The sequence below is a fragment of the Corynebacterium frankenforstense DSM 45800 genome (assembly GCF_001941485.1).
Classification (GTDB): domain Bacteria; phylum Actinomycetota; class Actinomycetes; order Mycobacteriales; family Mycobacteriaceae; genus Corynebacterium; species Corynebacterium frankenforstense.
On sequence record NZ_CP009247.1, the window covers coordinates 1,052,126 to 1,067,348 of the forward strand.

Here is a 15,223-nt window from a genome sequence, read left to right on the forward strand (position 1 = left end):
GTCTTCGCGCGGCACCCGGCCGTGGCCGCGCAGCGGCCCGCCCGCCACCGGGGCGCGCCCCACCCGTATTGGGTGCACCGACGCTGCGCTGCGCGGCGTCGTCAATTGGGAGGGGCCGAAAACGCGGCGACAATGGTAAAACGGTTCCTATGGCCAAATTCCTCCTGCACGGGCTGTGGGTCCAGCGCTCCGGGCTGCACCTGTGGATCGAGCAGGTCGCCGGCCACCGGATCGTCGTGCCCGAATCGGTCCCCGAGGGCACGTTCCCGCCGGCGGTCGCGGACCTGCTGACCGCCGCCTCCTTCCGCCACCGGCTGCGCACCACGCTGCGCACGCCCAAGGGCCGCGAGGTCGCCCTGACCATCCCGACCGCCGCCTACGCGCCCGCCGAGGCGATGAGTCTGCTCAGCCGCCTCGAGTTCCTCGACGAGCCCGGCCCGGCGGCCACCAAGGCGCAGCGCGAGGCGATCGCCCCGGACCTGATGTGGCTGGTGCGCATGTACCGCGGCCTCTACCGCTTCGTGCGCGCCGGGCGCGTGATGATCAAGCTGGCCTACGAGGACAACCACTGGTACCCGCAGTGGCAGCTCGCGCAGGGCCTCGACGAGCGCGGCTGGGTCGCCGCCATGACCGCCGCCGCGCCGGGCGTGCTCACCGTCAACAACCGCAACCTCGACGAGGACATCACCGAGACCTGGCCGCACTGGATCGCCGCGGCCATGCTGGCCGACCTCACCGAGGAGGACGACTACCTCGACCGCCACGACTTCGCCCGCTCGCTGATCGAGTCCACGCCCGTGCGCCGCGGCGGGGTGGGCCTGCTCAACCGGCTGAACTCCTGGAAGGAGTCGATCACCAGCGTCGACGTGCAGCTGGTGGCCATCGTCGAGCAGCCCGACGACTCCGACACCGAGAACGTCGACCCCGACGAGGCGCTGTGGCCGGTGCGCGTGCAGCTGCGCAGCGGCGTGGGCTCCCCGCAGCCCGTGCGCGCCGGGCACCTCGACCGCGGCACCCTGGAACTGGCCCGCGACAAGCAGGCCCGGGCCGTGAAGATCGCCCCGCTTCTCGACGTCGCGTCCTACGGCGTGGACGCACCGCGCGGCGTCTCCGTGCCCGTCGACCTCTACACCGAGGCGCCGGGGGAGGGGCGCGTGGGCGACTGGGACGTCTACCTGTCGACCTCCCAGGTCGTCGACTTCGTCTCCCGCGACGCCGCCCGGCTGCGCGAGCACGGCGTGACCGTCATGCTGCCCAAGGCGTGGGCGAGCTTCGAGGCGCACGCGCACCTGGAGACCCGCGAGTCCGACGCCGCCGGCGAGGGCGCTACCCGGCGCCACATCGGCATGGACAAGCTCATCGACTACAACTGGCGGATCTCGGTGGGTGACACCGAGCTGACCGACTCCGAGATGGACGAGCTGGTCCACTCCAAGTCCGGGCTGATCCGCCTGCGCGGGCAGTGGGTGCTGGCCGACACCTCCTCGATCTCCCGGATCACCGACTACATGTCCGAGCTCGCGCAACGCTCCCGCACGCGCGCCAAGCGGGAGCTGGAGCGCCTGGCCGCCGAGATCGAGCGCGCCCGGCTCTCCGACGACCCGGACACCGACGCGACCGTCGCACGCCTGGAGCGCGAGCTCGAGGAGGCCCGCGAGGCCTTCAACGCCGCCGCCGAGGACGACTCCGGCCAGGTCACCGTCGCCGAGCTGCGCGAGCTGGCGCTCGAGGCGCTGGCCGAGGACCCCGTCGAGATCACCGGGCCGGACTGGTACACCGCGCTGATCGGCGGCACCGGGGCGCTGGCCGAGCAGGCCCCCGAGCGCGTCGAGCTGCCCGAGACCGTGCACGCCGAGCTGCGCGAGTACCAGCGCCGCGGCGTGGACTGGCTGCACTGGATGTCGCGCAACGGGCTCGGCGGCGTGCTCGCCGACGACATGGGCCTGGGCAAGACCCTGCAGCTGCTGACGCTGCTGGCCGTCGAGCACGCCCGCGACGAGGCCACCGGGCCCACACTCGTGGTCGCGCCGACCTCCGTGGTGGGCAACTGGGCCACCGAGGCGCGCCGCTTCACCCCTCAGCTGCGCGTGGTGGTCCACCACGGCTCGCACCGCGCGAGCGGTGAGAAGTTCGACGAGATGATCGCGACCCACGACGTGGTGGTCACCAGCTACGGCATCGCCGCGCGCGACCGTTCGCTCCTGGGCGCGGTCGAGTGGGACCACGTGGTCCTCGACGAGGCCCAGCACATCAAGAACTCCGCGACGCGCTCGGCGAAGGCCGTTCGGGCCCTGCCGGCGCGCCACCGCATCGCGCTGACGGGCACCCCGGTGGAGAACCACCTGTCCGAGATGCGCTCGATCCTGGACTTCACCAACCCGGGCGTGCTGGGCAGCGCGTCGTTCTTCCGCAACCACTTCGCCCGGCCCATCGAGCGCGACCAGGACTCCGCGATGGCCGAGCGGCTGCGCAGGCTCACGGCCCCGTTCATCCTGCGCCGGCTCAAGACCGACCCGGCCGTGGTCGACGACCTGCCGGAGAAGAACGAGCACGTGGTCACCGTCGCGATGACCGCCGAGCAGGCCGCGCTCTACACCGCCTACGTCGACGACGTGCGCCGGCGCATCGAGGACACCGAGGGCATGGCCCGCCGCGGCCTGGTCCTTGCGGCCCTGACCCGCATCAAGCAGATCTGCAACCACCCGGCGCACTTCCTCGGCGACGGCTCGGCGGTGACGCTTCGCGGCCACCACCGCTCCGGCAAGGTCGCCGAGCTGGTCCGCCTGCTCGACGAGGCCGTCGGCGGCGGGGAGCGAATGCTCATCTTCACCCAGTACCGCGCCTTCGGCGACCTGCTCAAGCCGTACCTGAGCCGCCGCCTCGGCGAGGACGTGCCCTTCCTGCACGGCGGGGTCTCGCGCACCGGGCGCGCGAAGATGGTCGAGCGCTTCCAGTCCCCGGACGGCCCGGCGGCGATGATCCTCTCGCTGAAGGCCGGCGGCACCGGCCTGAACCTGACGGCGGCCAGCGTGGTGGTCCACATGGACCGCTGGTGGAACCCGGCGGTGGAGAACCAGGCCACCGACCGCGCCTACCGCATCGGCCAGCGCAAGGACGTCACCGTCTACAAGATGATCACCGCCGGCACCCTCGAGGAGTCCATCCAGGACATCCTCGACGGCAAGACCCAGCTGGCCGGCGCCGTCATCGGCGAGGGCGAGGGCTGGATCACCGAGCTGGACCCGGACCAGCTCGCCGAGCTGATGAGCTACCGCGGCACGGGGGAGTAGGAGGAAGACCATGAGCGACGACGAGCAGCACGACGGCCAGGGCGGCGCCCGGCACGGGCGCAACCCGCGGCGCGACAACGTCATCTACGCCAACTTCGGCCGCCGCGACCGCGGCCGCGCGCGCGACGGCGGGGGACGCGGCGACGGGGGCGACGGGGCGCGCGCAAGCAGGAGGGCACGCCCCCTGGACGACGACCGCTCGCGGACGCTCTCGCCCGGGGCCGCACGCCTGGTGCGCGCGGTGACCGCGGCGACCGACCAGGGGCGCGTCGACCGCGGGCGCGCCTACGCCGAGGGCGGCAACGTGCTCGGCGTCGAGTTCTCCGGCGGGCGCATCACCGCCGAGGTCGCCGGGTCCCAGCCCGACCCCTTCCACACGACCATCGAGCTGCCGTACCGCTCGGCCGACGACCTCACCGAGGTCGCCCGCCGGCTCGCCGAGTCGACCGACGGGGCGCGCCGGGCACGCCAGGGCGACGTCGACGGCGAGGTGCTCGACATCCTGCTCGGTGCGGGCACCGGCGACATCCGCTTCCACTGCGACTGCCCGGACATGACGACGGCCTGCAAGCACGCCGTGGCCGTCAGCGAGGTCGCCGCCCAGCGGCTGATCAAGCGGCCCGCGCTGATGTTCGAGGTGCGCGGGCTGGACATCGACCAGATGGTCGCCGAGATGTCGCGGCACGCCCGGGAGGTCTCGGCGGACTCGGCCAGCGGCGACAACGAGGCGTTCTGGGGCGGGCGCGAGCTGCCCGGCCTGCCCGACCCGAAGGTCGCGCCGGCGCTCGACGACTCCGACACCGACCTGCTGCACCAGGCGATGCGGCAGGTCTCCTACACCTCGATCGAGCAGCTGCGCGCGGTCTCCGACATCGAGGACCTCTACGACCACCTCACCGGCAGCGACACCTCCCCGCGCTCCCGGGAGTGAGGCCGGAAACGTCTGTTCGGGAGTGGTCCCCGCTCGGCGCCGCGTTGTCACGGGGGTCTGTTAGAACTGGGGTCATGACCGAAGTCACCTTCCTGCACACCTCCGACCTGCAGCTCGGCATGGAACGGCACTTCCTCGACGAGAAGGAGGCGCTGCCGCGCTACACGGACGCGCGCATCGACGCGATCACCCGCCTCGGCGAGATCGCGGCCGAACGCGGCTGCGCCTTCATCGTCATGGCCGGCGACGTCTTCGAGATGAACTCCGTGACCAAGCTGACCTTCGGACGCGCGGTGCAGGCCTTCCGGGAGCTGCCCGTCGACTGCTACCTGCTGCCCGGCAACCACGACGCCCTCAACGCCGCCTCCGTGCTGCGCCGGGTCACCGAGGAACCGGGCATGGACCACGTCCACCTGCTCGACGGCTCCGGGCCGGTGGCCGCCGCGCCGGGTGTGGAGATCATCGGCGCCCCGCTGACCGCCCGCGAGACCGACCGCGACCTGGTGACCGCGGCCGTGGCGGAGCTGGAGCCCACCGCGGACATCCGCGTGGTCGTCGGCCACGGCCAGCCGACCTCCTACGGCGACGAGCGCCTCGACCACCTCGACGTCGCCGGGCTGGGGCCGCGTTTCGCCGACGGCACCATCGACTACCTGGCGCTGGGTGACACCCACTCGACCCTGGCCGTCGAGCCCGAGGCGACCGGCGGGCGCGCCTGGTTCTCCGGGGCCCCCGAGGTCACCGCCTTCCGCGAGCCCGACGGCGGCGGCGAGGCCGACTCCGGCAACGCCCTGGTGGTCACGGTGCGCAAGGACGGCGTGGGCCCGGCCGAGGTGGACGTGGACAAGGTGCGCGTGGGCCGCTGGCGCTTCCAGGCATTGGCGGCGGAGATCAACTCCGACGAGGACGTCGCCGACTTCCTGGAGACCCTCAACGGCTGGGAGGACAAGAAGAACTCCGCGGTGAAGTACGCGCTGACCGGCAGCGTGGGGCTCGCCCAACGCCGCGAGCTGGAGCGCGGCATCGCCGCCCTGGAGCCGGTCTTCGCCTCGCTGCGCGAGCGCACCCGGCTGATGGACCTGCACACCGCGCCGAGCGCGGAGGAGATCGCGGACTCCGGGATGACCGGCTTCGTCGCCGAGACCCTCGACGAGCTGGTCGAGGCGGGCGAGACCGACGCGGTCAACCTGCTGTTCCGCCTGTACGAGACCGAGGAGAACCGGTGAGCCTGAGCATCCACGACATCGTCATCGACAACTTCAAGGGCGTCGACCACCTCGAGCTGCACGACCTGCCGGAGCGCGGCGTCTTCGTCATCTCCGGCGACAACGAGGCCGGCAAGTCCACCATCATGGACGCCATCCACCTGCTCATCGAGAAGAAGCACACCGCCGGCGGCAAGAAGATGGAGGCCTACCAGCCCGTCGGCCGCGACGTCGGCCCCCGGGTGAGCCTGACGATCACGGCCGGGCCGTACCGGCTGACCATGACCAAGCAGTGGCTGAAGTCCCGCAAGGCCGAGCTGACCGTCTTCGAGCCGCGCCGCGAGAACGTCACCGGCCGCGACGCCGACGACCGCTTCGAGGAGATCCTCGCGCAGAACGTCGACGAGGACCTTTTGGCCGCGACCTTCATGCGCCAGTCCGAGGTGGAGCCCGCGCTCGAGGCCGTGGGCATCCCGTCGCTCTCGCGCGCCCTCGACGAGGCCTCGGGCGGGGAGCCCGGCGCAGGCGAGGAGGACTCCGCGCTGATGGGCGCCGTCGACGACGAGTACGCGCGCTACTTCTCCAAGACCGGTAGGGAGGCCCGCGAGCTGGCCGAGGCGCGCACCGCCGACGCCGCGGCGGCCGAGGAGCTCACCCGCGCCAAGGCCGCGGTCGAGGAGCTGGCCGGCCACGTCCGCGAGACCGCGGCCGCCGAGCGCGAGCGCGACGACGCCGAGGCCGCGCTGCCCGAGGCCCGGGGGAAGCTCGAGCGGCGCGCCGCCGAGCTGGAGGCCGCCGAGCAGGTCACCCGCCGCGCCGAGGAGGCGGGTCTCGCCCGCGAGAACGCCGCGCGCGAGGTGCAGCGCGCCGAGGCCGACCTGGCCCGGCGCACCGAGCTGCGCGAGGAGGCCGGCGCGCGGCGCAAGGCACTGGAACAGATGGGCTCCGGCCTCGAGGCGGCCGAGAAGAAGGCCGCCGAGGAAGAGGAGACCTTCAACCGCCTCGACGAGGCGCTGAAGAAGGCCGAGGACGAGCTCAAGGCCGCCGAGGCCGCCGGGCGGGCGGCGCGCACGCAGGAGAAGGCGGTGCGCGACCACGCGCGCCTGACCGAGCTCGCCGCGCGCGTCGAGCTGATCGACGAGCGCACCCGTGCAGTCGAGAAGGCCCGCGCCGCGCTGCCCGAGCACACGGTGCGCGCCGAGGACGTCAAGGCCGTCGAGGACGCGGCGACCGAGGTGCGCATCGCCGAGGAGGTCGCCCGGCAGCGCGCCGCGAAGCTTCTGGTCAGCGGCCCTTCGGGTGCCGACGTCGCGGTGGGCGGCGAGGCGGTCGAGCTCGGCGGCGGGCCCGCCGAGGTGCCGCTGGCCGACGGCACGACCCTGCGCGTCGGCGAGGTCACCGCGGTCTTCCGCGCCGGCCAGGCCGACGACACCACCGACGCCGACCGGCTGGACAACGCGCGCGAGAAGCTGCGGGTGCTGCTCGAGGAGCTGCACGTGGCCGACGTCGAGGAGGCCCGCGCCGCCCTGGAGCGCTGCGAGCGCGGCGCCCGGGAGCTCGCCGACGCCCGCCGCCTGCTGGACGAGGCGCTCGGCGAGGACGACGCCGGCGAGTTGCGCGCCGAGCGCGACCGGCTCGCCGCCGCGCTGGGGGAGGACCCCGCGCCTGAGCTGGACGCCGAGGCCGCCGCCAAGCAGGTCGACGAGGCGGAGGAGGCCCGCGAGAAGGCGGCCGGCGCCCGCGACCGGGCCGCCGCCGAGCGTGACCCGTGGGCGAAGCGGACCGCGGCCACCGAGCTGGCCGAGCTGCGTGCCCGGCTGGAAGGTGCGCGCTCCGAGGCCGAGGCCGCCGACCGGCGCCTGGCCGCCGCGGAGGAGGAGCAGGCCGAGGAGACGCTCAAGGACGTGCTCGCCGGGGCGCAGACCGCCCTGACCCAGGCCGAGGAACGCCTGGCCGCGGCGAAGGAGAAGGTCCGCGAGGCTGACCCGGAGACGGCCGCCGAGCTGCACGCCGCGGCGGAGACCAAGGTCGAGAGCCTCGCCGAGCGGGCCAACCGGGCCACCCTGACGATCTCGCGCAACGAGGGCTACATCAACCACGCCCGCGGCGCGGAGGAGGAGCTCGAGACCGCGCGCTCGCGCAAGGAGCGCACCGGGCACACGCTGGCCGCCGTCGAGCGGCGCGCGCACGCCGTGGCCGTGCTGCGCGAGGCGCTGCAGCGGCACCGCGGCGAGGCCCGGGCCCGCTACGCCCGGCCCTTCGCCGAGGAGCTCGCGGAGCTGACCGGTCCGGTCTTCGGCCGGGACGCCCGCTTCGAGCTCGACGAGGACCTCGCGGTCAGCGGGCGCAGCCGCGACGGGCGCACCGTCGACGTCGAGCTGCTCTCCGGCGGGGCGAAGGAGCAGCTGATGATCCTGGGCCGCCTCGCCGTCGCGCGCCTGGCCGGCGGTCCCGGCGAGGGGCTGACCACGCCGGTCTTCGTCGACGACGCCCTGGGCAACACCGACCCCGACCGCCTGGAGCGGATGAGCACGGTGCTCTCGAAGGTCGGCGGCGACGGGCAGGTCTTCATCCTGACCTGCATGCCGAGCCGCTACGACGGGGTCGCCGGAAAGGTCGACTACCCGATCGCCCAGCTCAAGCGCGCCGCCACGGTGGACTGACGCGCCGACGGCGGGGCACGCGGGCGTCGTCAAGCAAGAAAACGGGCCGGGCGGGTGGGATACCCGTCCGGCCCGGTGGCGCTCCGGCAGCGCCTCAGACTTAAGCCTGCTTGATGGCCGAGCCCTCGATCTCGATGCCGATCTTCTCGCTGACCAGCACGCCGCCGGAGTTCAGCGGGGCCTGGAAGTCGACGCCGAAGTCGGTGCGGTTGATCTTGCCGGTGGCCTCGAAGCCCAGGCGGGTGTTGCCGAAGGGGTCCTCCTCGACGCCGAAGAGCTCGACGTCCAGGGTGACGGGCTTGGTGGTGCCCTTGATGGTCAGGTCACCGGTGATGGTGCCCTCGCCGCCGGTCACGGAGACCTCGGTGGTGGAGAAGGTGATCTCCGGGAACTTCTCGACGTCGAAGAAGTCCTCGCCGCGGACGTGGCCGTCGCGGTCGGCGTTGCCGGTGTCGATCGAGGCGGTCTTGACGGTCGCCTTGGCGGAGGCCTCGGAGGCGTCGGCGGAGGTGATCTCCACGGTGCCCTCGACCTCGGGGAAGTGGCCGCGGACCTTGGTGACCATGGCGTGGCGGGCGGTGAAGCCGACGTTGGTGTGGGCCGGATCGATGGCGTAGGTGCCGGTGTAGTCGGTCATTGAAGTCTCCTTGAGATTTGATCGGGTCTGTGTGTCTTGCGCTAATGCGTCACCGCTACCGCTGCGGTCGCGGACGCCTCCCGGCCGCGTTACCGTCTGTGTCGCGGTGACGAGACCCATCATAATGCGTTTCGCTGACGTGTCAACAAGTAACGGTGAATCGTCAACAAAATGGGGGAGTCATTGGCCATTGCCAGGGCCGATAATTATTCTCGGGAGACATGACGAAGACCCCGCGGTGGCTCAACGACGACGAGCAGGACCTCTGGCGCCTCTATCTGGCGAGCACGCGCAAGATCTCGCGCGCGATCGACGAGACGCTGCAGAAGGGCCAGGACCTGTCGGCCTCCGAGTTCGCGGTGCTCGTCTCGCTGTCCGAGGCCGACGGTGAGTCGCTGCGCCTGCGCGACCTGTGCGCCTCGCTCGACTGGGACCGCAGCCGCACCTCGCACCAGGTCACGCGCATGGAGCGCCGCGGTCTGGTGACCAAGTGCCCCAGTGAGGGCGACGCCCGCGGCGTGGAGGTGCGCCTGACCGACGACGGCCGCAGCCGGCTGGTCGCCGCCGCCCCTGAGCACGTCGAGAGCGTGCGGCGCCTCGTCTTCGACCACCTCACGCCCGAGGCCGCCGCGGGCCTGCGCGCCTTCGGCGAGGGCGTGCTCGCCGTGGACAACGTCCCCGGCACCGGCCACTTCGCCGGCCCGCTGTGCGGGGACGCCGACGGCGCGAAGTAGCTTTCCGACGCGGCGCGGTCGCGTCGCCCGCGGCGTGGGGCACCGTAGGCGTGGGGGCGTGGTGCGGCCACGGGGTGCGCGTCTGCGCCCACCCCTAGGGGGAAGATCCGGGAGTATCCCCGATGTCCTCGTCAGCGCCGGCGGCTTGACTTGAAGGTGACACGGGGCGGAGAGACCGCCCCGGCCACCCGAGAGGAGCATCCCGTGAACGCGCAGACCTACATCCCGCCGACCGCCGAGGACACCGCCGTGTATGGCACCGACGCCGAGCCGCTGAGCAGCCGGCGCCTGCACCGCTCGATCACCGACCGCTGGATCGGGGGCGTGTGCGGCGGCATCGCCGAGACCTACGGCTGGGACCCGGGCCTGGTGCGCCTGCTCTTCGTCGCCTCGGTGCTGCTGCCCGGCCCGCAGGTCATCTTCTACCTGCTCGCCTGGCTGATCATGCCGCAGGACTGAGGCTGTTCCGGCGGCGCGCGTCGGCGCACGCGCTCCGTCGGGTGCCGTCGCCTGGCCCGCATTCCGGGTGAGCCAGATCACCGAAACGGCTGCGGCGGCGCGCCCGCGCCCGATACCTTGGACGCACACGTGACGCATCCGGTCGCCCGACCGGAGAGAGATCCAAGGGAAATGACGGTGAGTGGCCCCATGACGACGATCAGCACCGAGCGCGACGGCAACGTGGCCGTGGTGACCATCGACAAGCCCCAGCGGCGCAACGCCCTGACGCACGCGGAGTTCCTGGAGCTCGCGCAGGCCATCGAGCGGGCGGGTGACGACGCCGCGGTGCGCGCCGTGGTGCTCACCGGCGCCGGCCCCGCGTTCTGCGCGGGCGCCGACCTCGTCGACGGCGCGGCCGAGGTCGCCGAGGCGCTCGCCGCCGGCGACGACGCCGACTCCGACCCGATGGCCAACGCCACCGCGATGATTCGCGCGGTCACCGACTGCCCGGTGCCCGTCGTCGCCGCGGTCGAGGGCGCGGCCGCCGGCATCGGCGCCTCGCTGGCGCTGGCCTGCGACCTCATCGTCGCCGGGCGAAGCGGGTTCTTCACGCTGCCCTTCGGGCGCATCGGCCTGGTGCCCGACGGTGCGGCGTGCCTGACGGTCGCAGCCTCCCTGGGGCGGGCCCGAGCCATGCAGCTCGCGCTGACCCAGTCGCGCCTGCCGGCCGAGGAGGCCGCGGCCGCGGGGCTGGTCGCCAAGGTCGTCGAGGACGGTCAGGTCCTCTCCGCCGCCCGCGAGCTGGTCGCGGGGGTGCTCGCCGGATCGCCGCGCGAGGCGCTCGCCGAGGTCAAGGCTCTCATCAACGGTGCCACGCTCGGCAGCCTGGACGAGCAGCTGGCCGTGGAGGCCGAGGTCCAGCCGCGCCTGCTGACCTCCGACGGGCACCGCGAGGGCGTGGCGGCCTTCCTGGGACACCGCCGCCCCGACTTCGACTAGCGGTCGCGCAGCTCGCGGCGCAGGATCTTGCCGGAGACCGACTTCGGGATCTGCTCGATGAAGTCGATCCGGCGGATCTTCTTGTAGGGGGCGACTCGCTCGGCGACCCAATCCTTCAGCTGCTCCTCGCCGAGCTCGTGGCCCTCCTTGAGCACGACGAAGGCCCGGGGGACCTCCTCGCCGTCCTCGGGACGGCGCCACGGCACGACCGCGGAGTCGGCCACCGAGTCGTGGGTCAGCAGCAGGGCCTCCAGCTCGGCGGGGGCGACCTGGTAGCCCTTGTACTTGATCAGCTCCTTGGCGCGGTCGACGATGAGCAGCCTGCCGTTGGCGTTGTAGCGGGCGATGTCGCCCGTGCGCAGCCAGCCGTCCGGGGTGAGCGCCCCGGCGGTGGCCTCCTCGTTGTCGTGGTAGCCGAGCATGACCTGCGGCCCGCGGATCCACAGCTCGCCGTCGCGGGAGTGGCCCTCGGGCACGCCCTCGGCCTGCGGGTCGCCGGGCCCGGGCACCGGGATCTCGGCGAGATCCGGGTCGAGCAGGTCGACGAGCTTGGCCTCGGTGTTGGGCGCGGGCGTGCCGATGGAGCCGATGTCGCCCTGGCCGCGCACGTGCGCGGTTGCCAGCGGGCTGGTCTCGGTCATGCCGTAGCCCTGGATGACGTCGCAGCCGATGCGCTTCGCCACGGCGTCGGCGAGCTCCTCGTCGAGCGGCGCGGCCCCGGAGAGCATGAACTCCAGCGAGGAGAGGTCGAACTCGTCGACGGCGGGGTGCTTGGCCAGCCCGACCATGATCGGCGGGGCGACGTAGGTGTACTGCACGCCGTACTTCTGGTGCGCCTCGAGGAAGAGGTGCAGGTCGAACTTCGGCATGGTCAGCAGGTGGCAGCGCGCCGCGACGATGGTGTTGAGCATCGAGTTCATCCCGTAGATGTGGAAGAACGGCAGTGGCCCCATCACCGTCCAGCCCGGGCGCAGGCCGTTCAGGCTCAGCATCGCGACCGTCTGGCGGATGTTGGCGGTCAGGTTGTGGTGGCTCAGCCGCACGCCCTTGGGCCGGCCGGTGGTGCCGGAGGAGTAGGGCAGGGCGGCGACGTGGGTCAGCGGGTCGATGTCGATCTCGGGGGCGGGCTCGCCCTCGGTCAGCAGCGCCGCCAGCCCGGCGGCCGGGTCGTCGAGCGCGACGGTCATGTCGACCCCGGCGCGCTCGGCGCCCTCGGCTCCGGCGGGGCCCAGCTTGTCGATGTAGAGCAGGCTGCCGGCCCCGGAGTCGCGCAGCTGGAACTCGACGTCCTTGGCGGTGGCCAGCGCGCCGATCGGGGTGATGGTGGCCCCGGCGCGCATGATGCCGTGGAAGGCCAGGGCGTAGGCGATGCCGTTGGGCGCCTGCAGGCCGACGACGTCGCCGACGCCGATCCCGCGGGCGGCCAGCGCTCCGGCCAGGGCCTCGACGCGGTCGCGGAACTCGCCGAGGGTGAGTGTCTGGCCGGTGGAGACGTCGGTGATGGCGGGGCGGTCGCGCTCCTCGTCGGTGATGCCGCCGAAGACGAGGTCGAAGACGGTCTCGTCGTCGGGGATGTCGAGGTCGCGGACCTTCTCGGTGAGCCACTCGACGGGGCGGACGGTCTCGGACGTGCTCATCGTTGCTCCTTCGGCGTCGGGTGCGGTTGCCGGTATGGGATCAGGGGCGTCGGGTGCGGTTGCCGGTACGGGGTCAGGGGCGGCCGCGCTCAGCGGTACGCGCTCACGCCGGTGACCGCCTTGCCGACGATCAGCGACTGGATGGTGTCGGTGCCCTCGTAGGTGTGCAGGGCCTCGAGGTCGGCCATGTGGCGCATGATGTGGTTCTCCAGGAGGATGCCCACACCGCCGAGCATGTCGCGGGCGTCGGCGGCGATGCGCCGGGCCGCGCGCGTGTTGTGCACCTTCGCCAGGGAGGCCTGCTTCGGTGAGAGGGTGCCCGCCTCCTCGAGGTCGGCCAGGCGGCGGCAGTAGAGCGCCATGGAAACCAGGTCCTGCAGCATGTCGGAGAGGCGCTGCTGGATGATCTGGAAGCCGGCGAGCTTGCGGCCGAACTGCTCGCGCTCCTGGACGTGGGCCAGGGCGCGCTCGAAGCAGTCGAGCGCGATGCCGAGGGCGGCCCAGGCCACCGAGCAGCGGGTGCCGGACAGCACACCCGCGGTGTCGCGGAAGCTGCGCGCGCCGGGCAGGCGGGCGGAGTCGGGCACGCGGACGTCGGTCAGCGTGATCAGCGCCTGGGGGATGCCGCGCAGCGAGCCCTTGCCGTTGATGGTCTCGGCCGCGTAGCCCTCGGCGGTCTGGTCGACGAGGAAGCCGCCGACCTCGCCGTCGTCGGTGCGCGCCCAGATGATGGAGACGTCGCCGACGGAGCCGTGGCCGATCCACTTCTTGGCGCCGTTGATGACCCACTCGTCGCCCTCGCGGCGCGCGGAGGTCTCCAGGGCCACCGAGTCGGAGCCGTGGTCGGGCTCGGTCAGCGCGAAGGCGCCGAGCTTGTCGCAGGTGGCCATGGCCGGCAGCCACTTGGTCTTCTGTTCCTCGGAGCCGCAGTTGGCGATCGAGCGCATGGCGAGACCGGCCTGCACGGCGATGGCGGTGGACAGGGAGGCGTCGCAGCGGGCGACCTCCATGACGATCAGGGAGCGCCCGAGCGCGGAGTAGGAGGGCTGGCCGGGGATCTCGATGCCGTCGGTCATCAGCCCGGCCGCCGCGGCCTCGCGCACGAGGTCGAGCGGGTAGTCGGCGGCCTCCCAGGCGGCGTTGACGCGGTCGCGGGCCGCCGCGCCGAACTCGGCGGCGCGCCGCCACGCCTCGAGGTCGCCTCCGGTGACGTCGGAGAAGACGTCGTAGAAGTCTGCGGGGCTGGTGATGGGGTTGTCGGCCATGGCTCCTCCGGACGAACGGTCGTTAGTCATTTGCTGTGATCGCCGACACTACCAGTGTGACCGGGTGGCGCGTGCCATTTTGTACGCGCGCGGGGCACGCCGGGGTGGGGCACGCGCGACGTCGGCAAGTGAAGGGGCGGGGCATGCGCGCAGCCTGATCTGTTCGGCGAGACGAATGACCTGCGCTGCACTAGCGTGACGGGCATGAACGCCCCGCAAAACTTCTCTGAACTCCACACCCACCCGGCCCCGGAGTCGATCCTCGACGCCGCGGCCTGCGAGCTGCCCGACGCCGGCGCGCCCGAGGCCCGTTCGATCCTCTCCGGGCTGGCCTGCCTGCGGCAGCTGCCCCTGCCGACGGCCGCGGTGCTCATCGTCCAGGACCCCGACGCCAGCCACGTGCACACCCGTGCGCGGTGGCGGGAGCTGGGGCGCGCGCCATCCCGCGGCGCGCGGCCATCGGCGCTGCCCGGGCCGCAGGGCTCCGTCGAGCTGGTCTACGACGAGCGCCAGACCACCTCGCTGGGCAAGGGCACCGCGCCGGACTCCTCGATCGAGCCCGTCGCCGCCGACGCCGCGGTGGACAACCTGATCACCGTCCTGCCCGGCGTGGGTGTGGCCGCCCGCGAGGACCGAGACGTACCGGGGGAGGGGCGGCGCACGGTGCTCGGCCGTCGCCTGGCCGAGCCCGCCTTCGTGCCCTCGCGCGCCGGCCACGAGCGCGCCGTGCTCGCCGAGGTCGTGCTCACCGACTCCTGGTTCGGGCTGAGCGCCCGCGAGCAGCTGGCGGACCTGCTGCCCGTCGTCGCCGAGGTGCTCGCCGCCGAGGGCCTGCCGCTCGGCGCGCTCGAGGTCGAGGAGCACGCGGCCGCCGAGCACCGCCTCGACGCCGAGGGCGTGACCAAGGATGAGCGCCGCCATCTGCTGGCGGCGTACCCGTTGATCGAACACCTGCGCACCCGGAAGATTGGCGACGCCGCGCAGCCCGCCGAGGGCGGTTCCGGCACCGAGGGCGCGGACGCCGGCGCGGACGCCGGCATGGGCGCCGGCGGGGGCGCCACCGAGGTCACCGACGCCTCGACCGCGGGCGCCTCGGCGCGCCTGGCCGGCTGGCTGGCCGCGGCGCGCATGGGCATGGAGCGTGACTACCCCTCGGAGACGCACACCGCGGACCTGGGCCAGGCGCTGCGGCTGGCCGCGAAGCTCGAGTGCCTCTGCCTGGACTGCTGCGCGCGTTCCGGGGTGGCCTTCCCTGAGGGCCGCGGCACCGAGCTGCTCGACTGGTGGCGCCAGCGCGACTAGGCGGACGGGGCGACCAGGCGGGCTCGACGGCCGGGCCCGGGGTGCGGGAGCTAGAGAGCCTGTTCGAAAATGCGCGGATCCCGTTCGGTCGTGTCACGGGCGGTTCATAGTGTGGGTCG

At 72.9% G+C, this 15,223-nt stretch carries 11 protein-coding genes; 8 read left to right on the forward strand and 3 right to left on the reverse strand.

The features are described from left to right. Window positions 1-149 precede the first annotated feature (149 nt). The 4 genes from CFRA_RS04580 (at window position 150) to CFRA_RS04595 (ending at window position 8,089) form a co-directional block, all read left to right on the forward strand. Window positions 150-3,290, forward strand: a complete 3,141-nt coding sequence (locus CFRA_RS04580; protein ID WP_075663649.1) for a DEAD/DEAH box helicase — start codon at window positions 150-152, stop codon at window positions 3,288-3,290. Between the two features lie 10 nt (window positions 3,291-3,300). Further along, a complete protein-coding gene (locus tag CFRA_RS04585) occupies window positions 3,301-4,221 on the forward strand; it encodes an SWIM zinc finger family protein (RefSeq protein ID WP_075663650.1) in 921 nt (306 codons plus the stop codon). 74 nt (window positions 4,222-4,295) lie between these two features. Continuing rightward, window positions 4,296-5,447 carry a metallophosphoesterase family protein gene (locus CFRA_RS04590; protein WP_075663651.1) on the forward strand — a complete coding sequence of 384 codons (1,152 nt, stop codon included), beginning with the start codon at window positions 4,296-4,298 and terminating at the stop codon, window positions 5,445-5,447. Further along, window positions 5,444-8,089: an ATP-binding protein gene (locus CFRA_RS04595; RefSeq protein WP_075663652.1), complete on the forward strand. Its 2,646-nt coding sequence runs from the start codon at window positions 5,444-5,446 to the stop codon at window positions 8,087-8,089. Before CFRA_RS04590 ends, CFRA_RS04595 begins: the two co-directional genes overlap by 4 nt. Window positions 8,090-8,189: 100 nt before the next feature. Here the strand turns inward: CFRA_RS04595 and CFRA_RS04600 are convergent, their stop codons facing one another. Further along, window positions 8,190-8,726 carry a YceI family protein gene (locus CFRA_RS04600; RefSeq protein ID WP_075663653.1) on the reverse strand — a complete coding sequence of 179 codons (537 nt, stop codon included), beginning with the start codon at window positions 8,724-8,726 and terminating at the stop codon, window positions 8,190-8,192. A 221-nt stretch (window positions 8,727-8,947) separates the two neighbouring features. Here CFRA_RS04600 and CFRA_RS04605 point away from each other — a divergent pair, with 221 nt between their 5' ends. The 3 genes from CFRA_RS04605 (at window position 8,948) to CFRA_RS04615 (ending at window position 10,900) form a co-directional block, all read left to right on the forward strand. Continuing rightward, the gene (locus tag CFRA_RS04605; protein WP_075663654.1) at window positions 8,948-9,460 is read left to right on the forward strand and encodes a MarR family winged helix-turn-helix transcriptional regulator; all 513 of its coding nucleotides are present in this window, start codon (window positions 8,948-8,950) and stop codon (window positions 9,458-9,460) included. Between the two features lie 249 nt (window positions 9,461-9,709). Further along, window positions 9,710-9,919 (forward strand): PspC domain-containing protein, encoded by a 210-nt coding sequence (locus CFRA_RS04610; protein ID WP_075664875.1) that lies wholly within the window; start codon window positions 9,710-9,712, stop codon window positions 9,917-9,919. A gap of 189 nt (window positions 9,920-10,108) precedes the next feature. After that, complete coding sequence (locus CFRA_RS04615; RefSeq protein ID WP_075663655.1) at window positions 10,109-10,900, forward strand: enoyl-CoA hydratase-related protein; 792 nt, start codon at window positions 10,109-10,111, stop codon at window positions 10,898-10,900. Here CFRA_RS04615 and CFRA_RS04620 read toward each other — a convergent pair. After that, window positions 10,897-12,537 (reverse strand): AMP-binding protein, encoded by a 1,641-nt coding sequence (locus CFRA_RS04620; protein WP_075663656.1) that lies wholly within the window; start codon window positions 12,535-12,537, stop codon window positions 10,897-10,899. The two genes, CFRA_RS04615 and CFRA_RS04620, sit on opposite strands and share 4 nt — an antisense overlap. A gap of 89 nt (window positions 12,538-12,626) precedes the next feature. Further along, window positions 12,627-13,802, reverse strand: coding sequence for an acyl-CoA dehydrogenase family protein (locus CFRA_RS04625; protein WP_075663657.1), 1,176 nt, complete (start codon window positions 13,800-13,802; stop codon window positions 12,627-12,629). 204 nt (window positions 13,803-14,006) lie between these two features. Here CFRA_RS04625 and CFRA_RS04630 point away from each other — a divergent pair, with 204 nt between their 5' ends. Beyond that, window positions 14,007-15,104: a hypothetical protein gene (locus CFRA_RS04630; RefSeq protein ID WP_075663658.1), complete on the forward strand. Its 1,098-nt coding sequence runs from the start codon at window positions 14,007-14,009 to the stop codon at window positions 15,102-15,104. The last annotated feature ends 119 nt before the right edge of the window (window positions 15,105-15,223 follow it).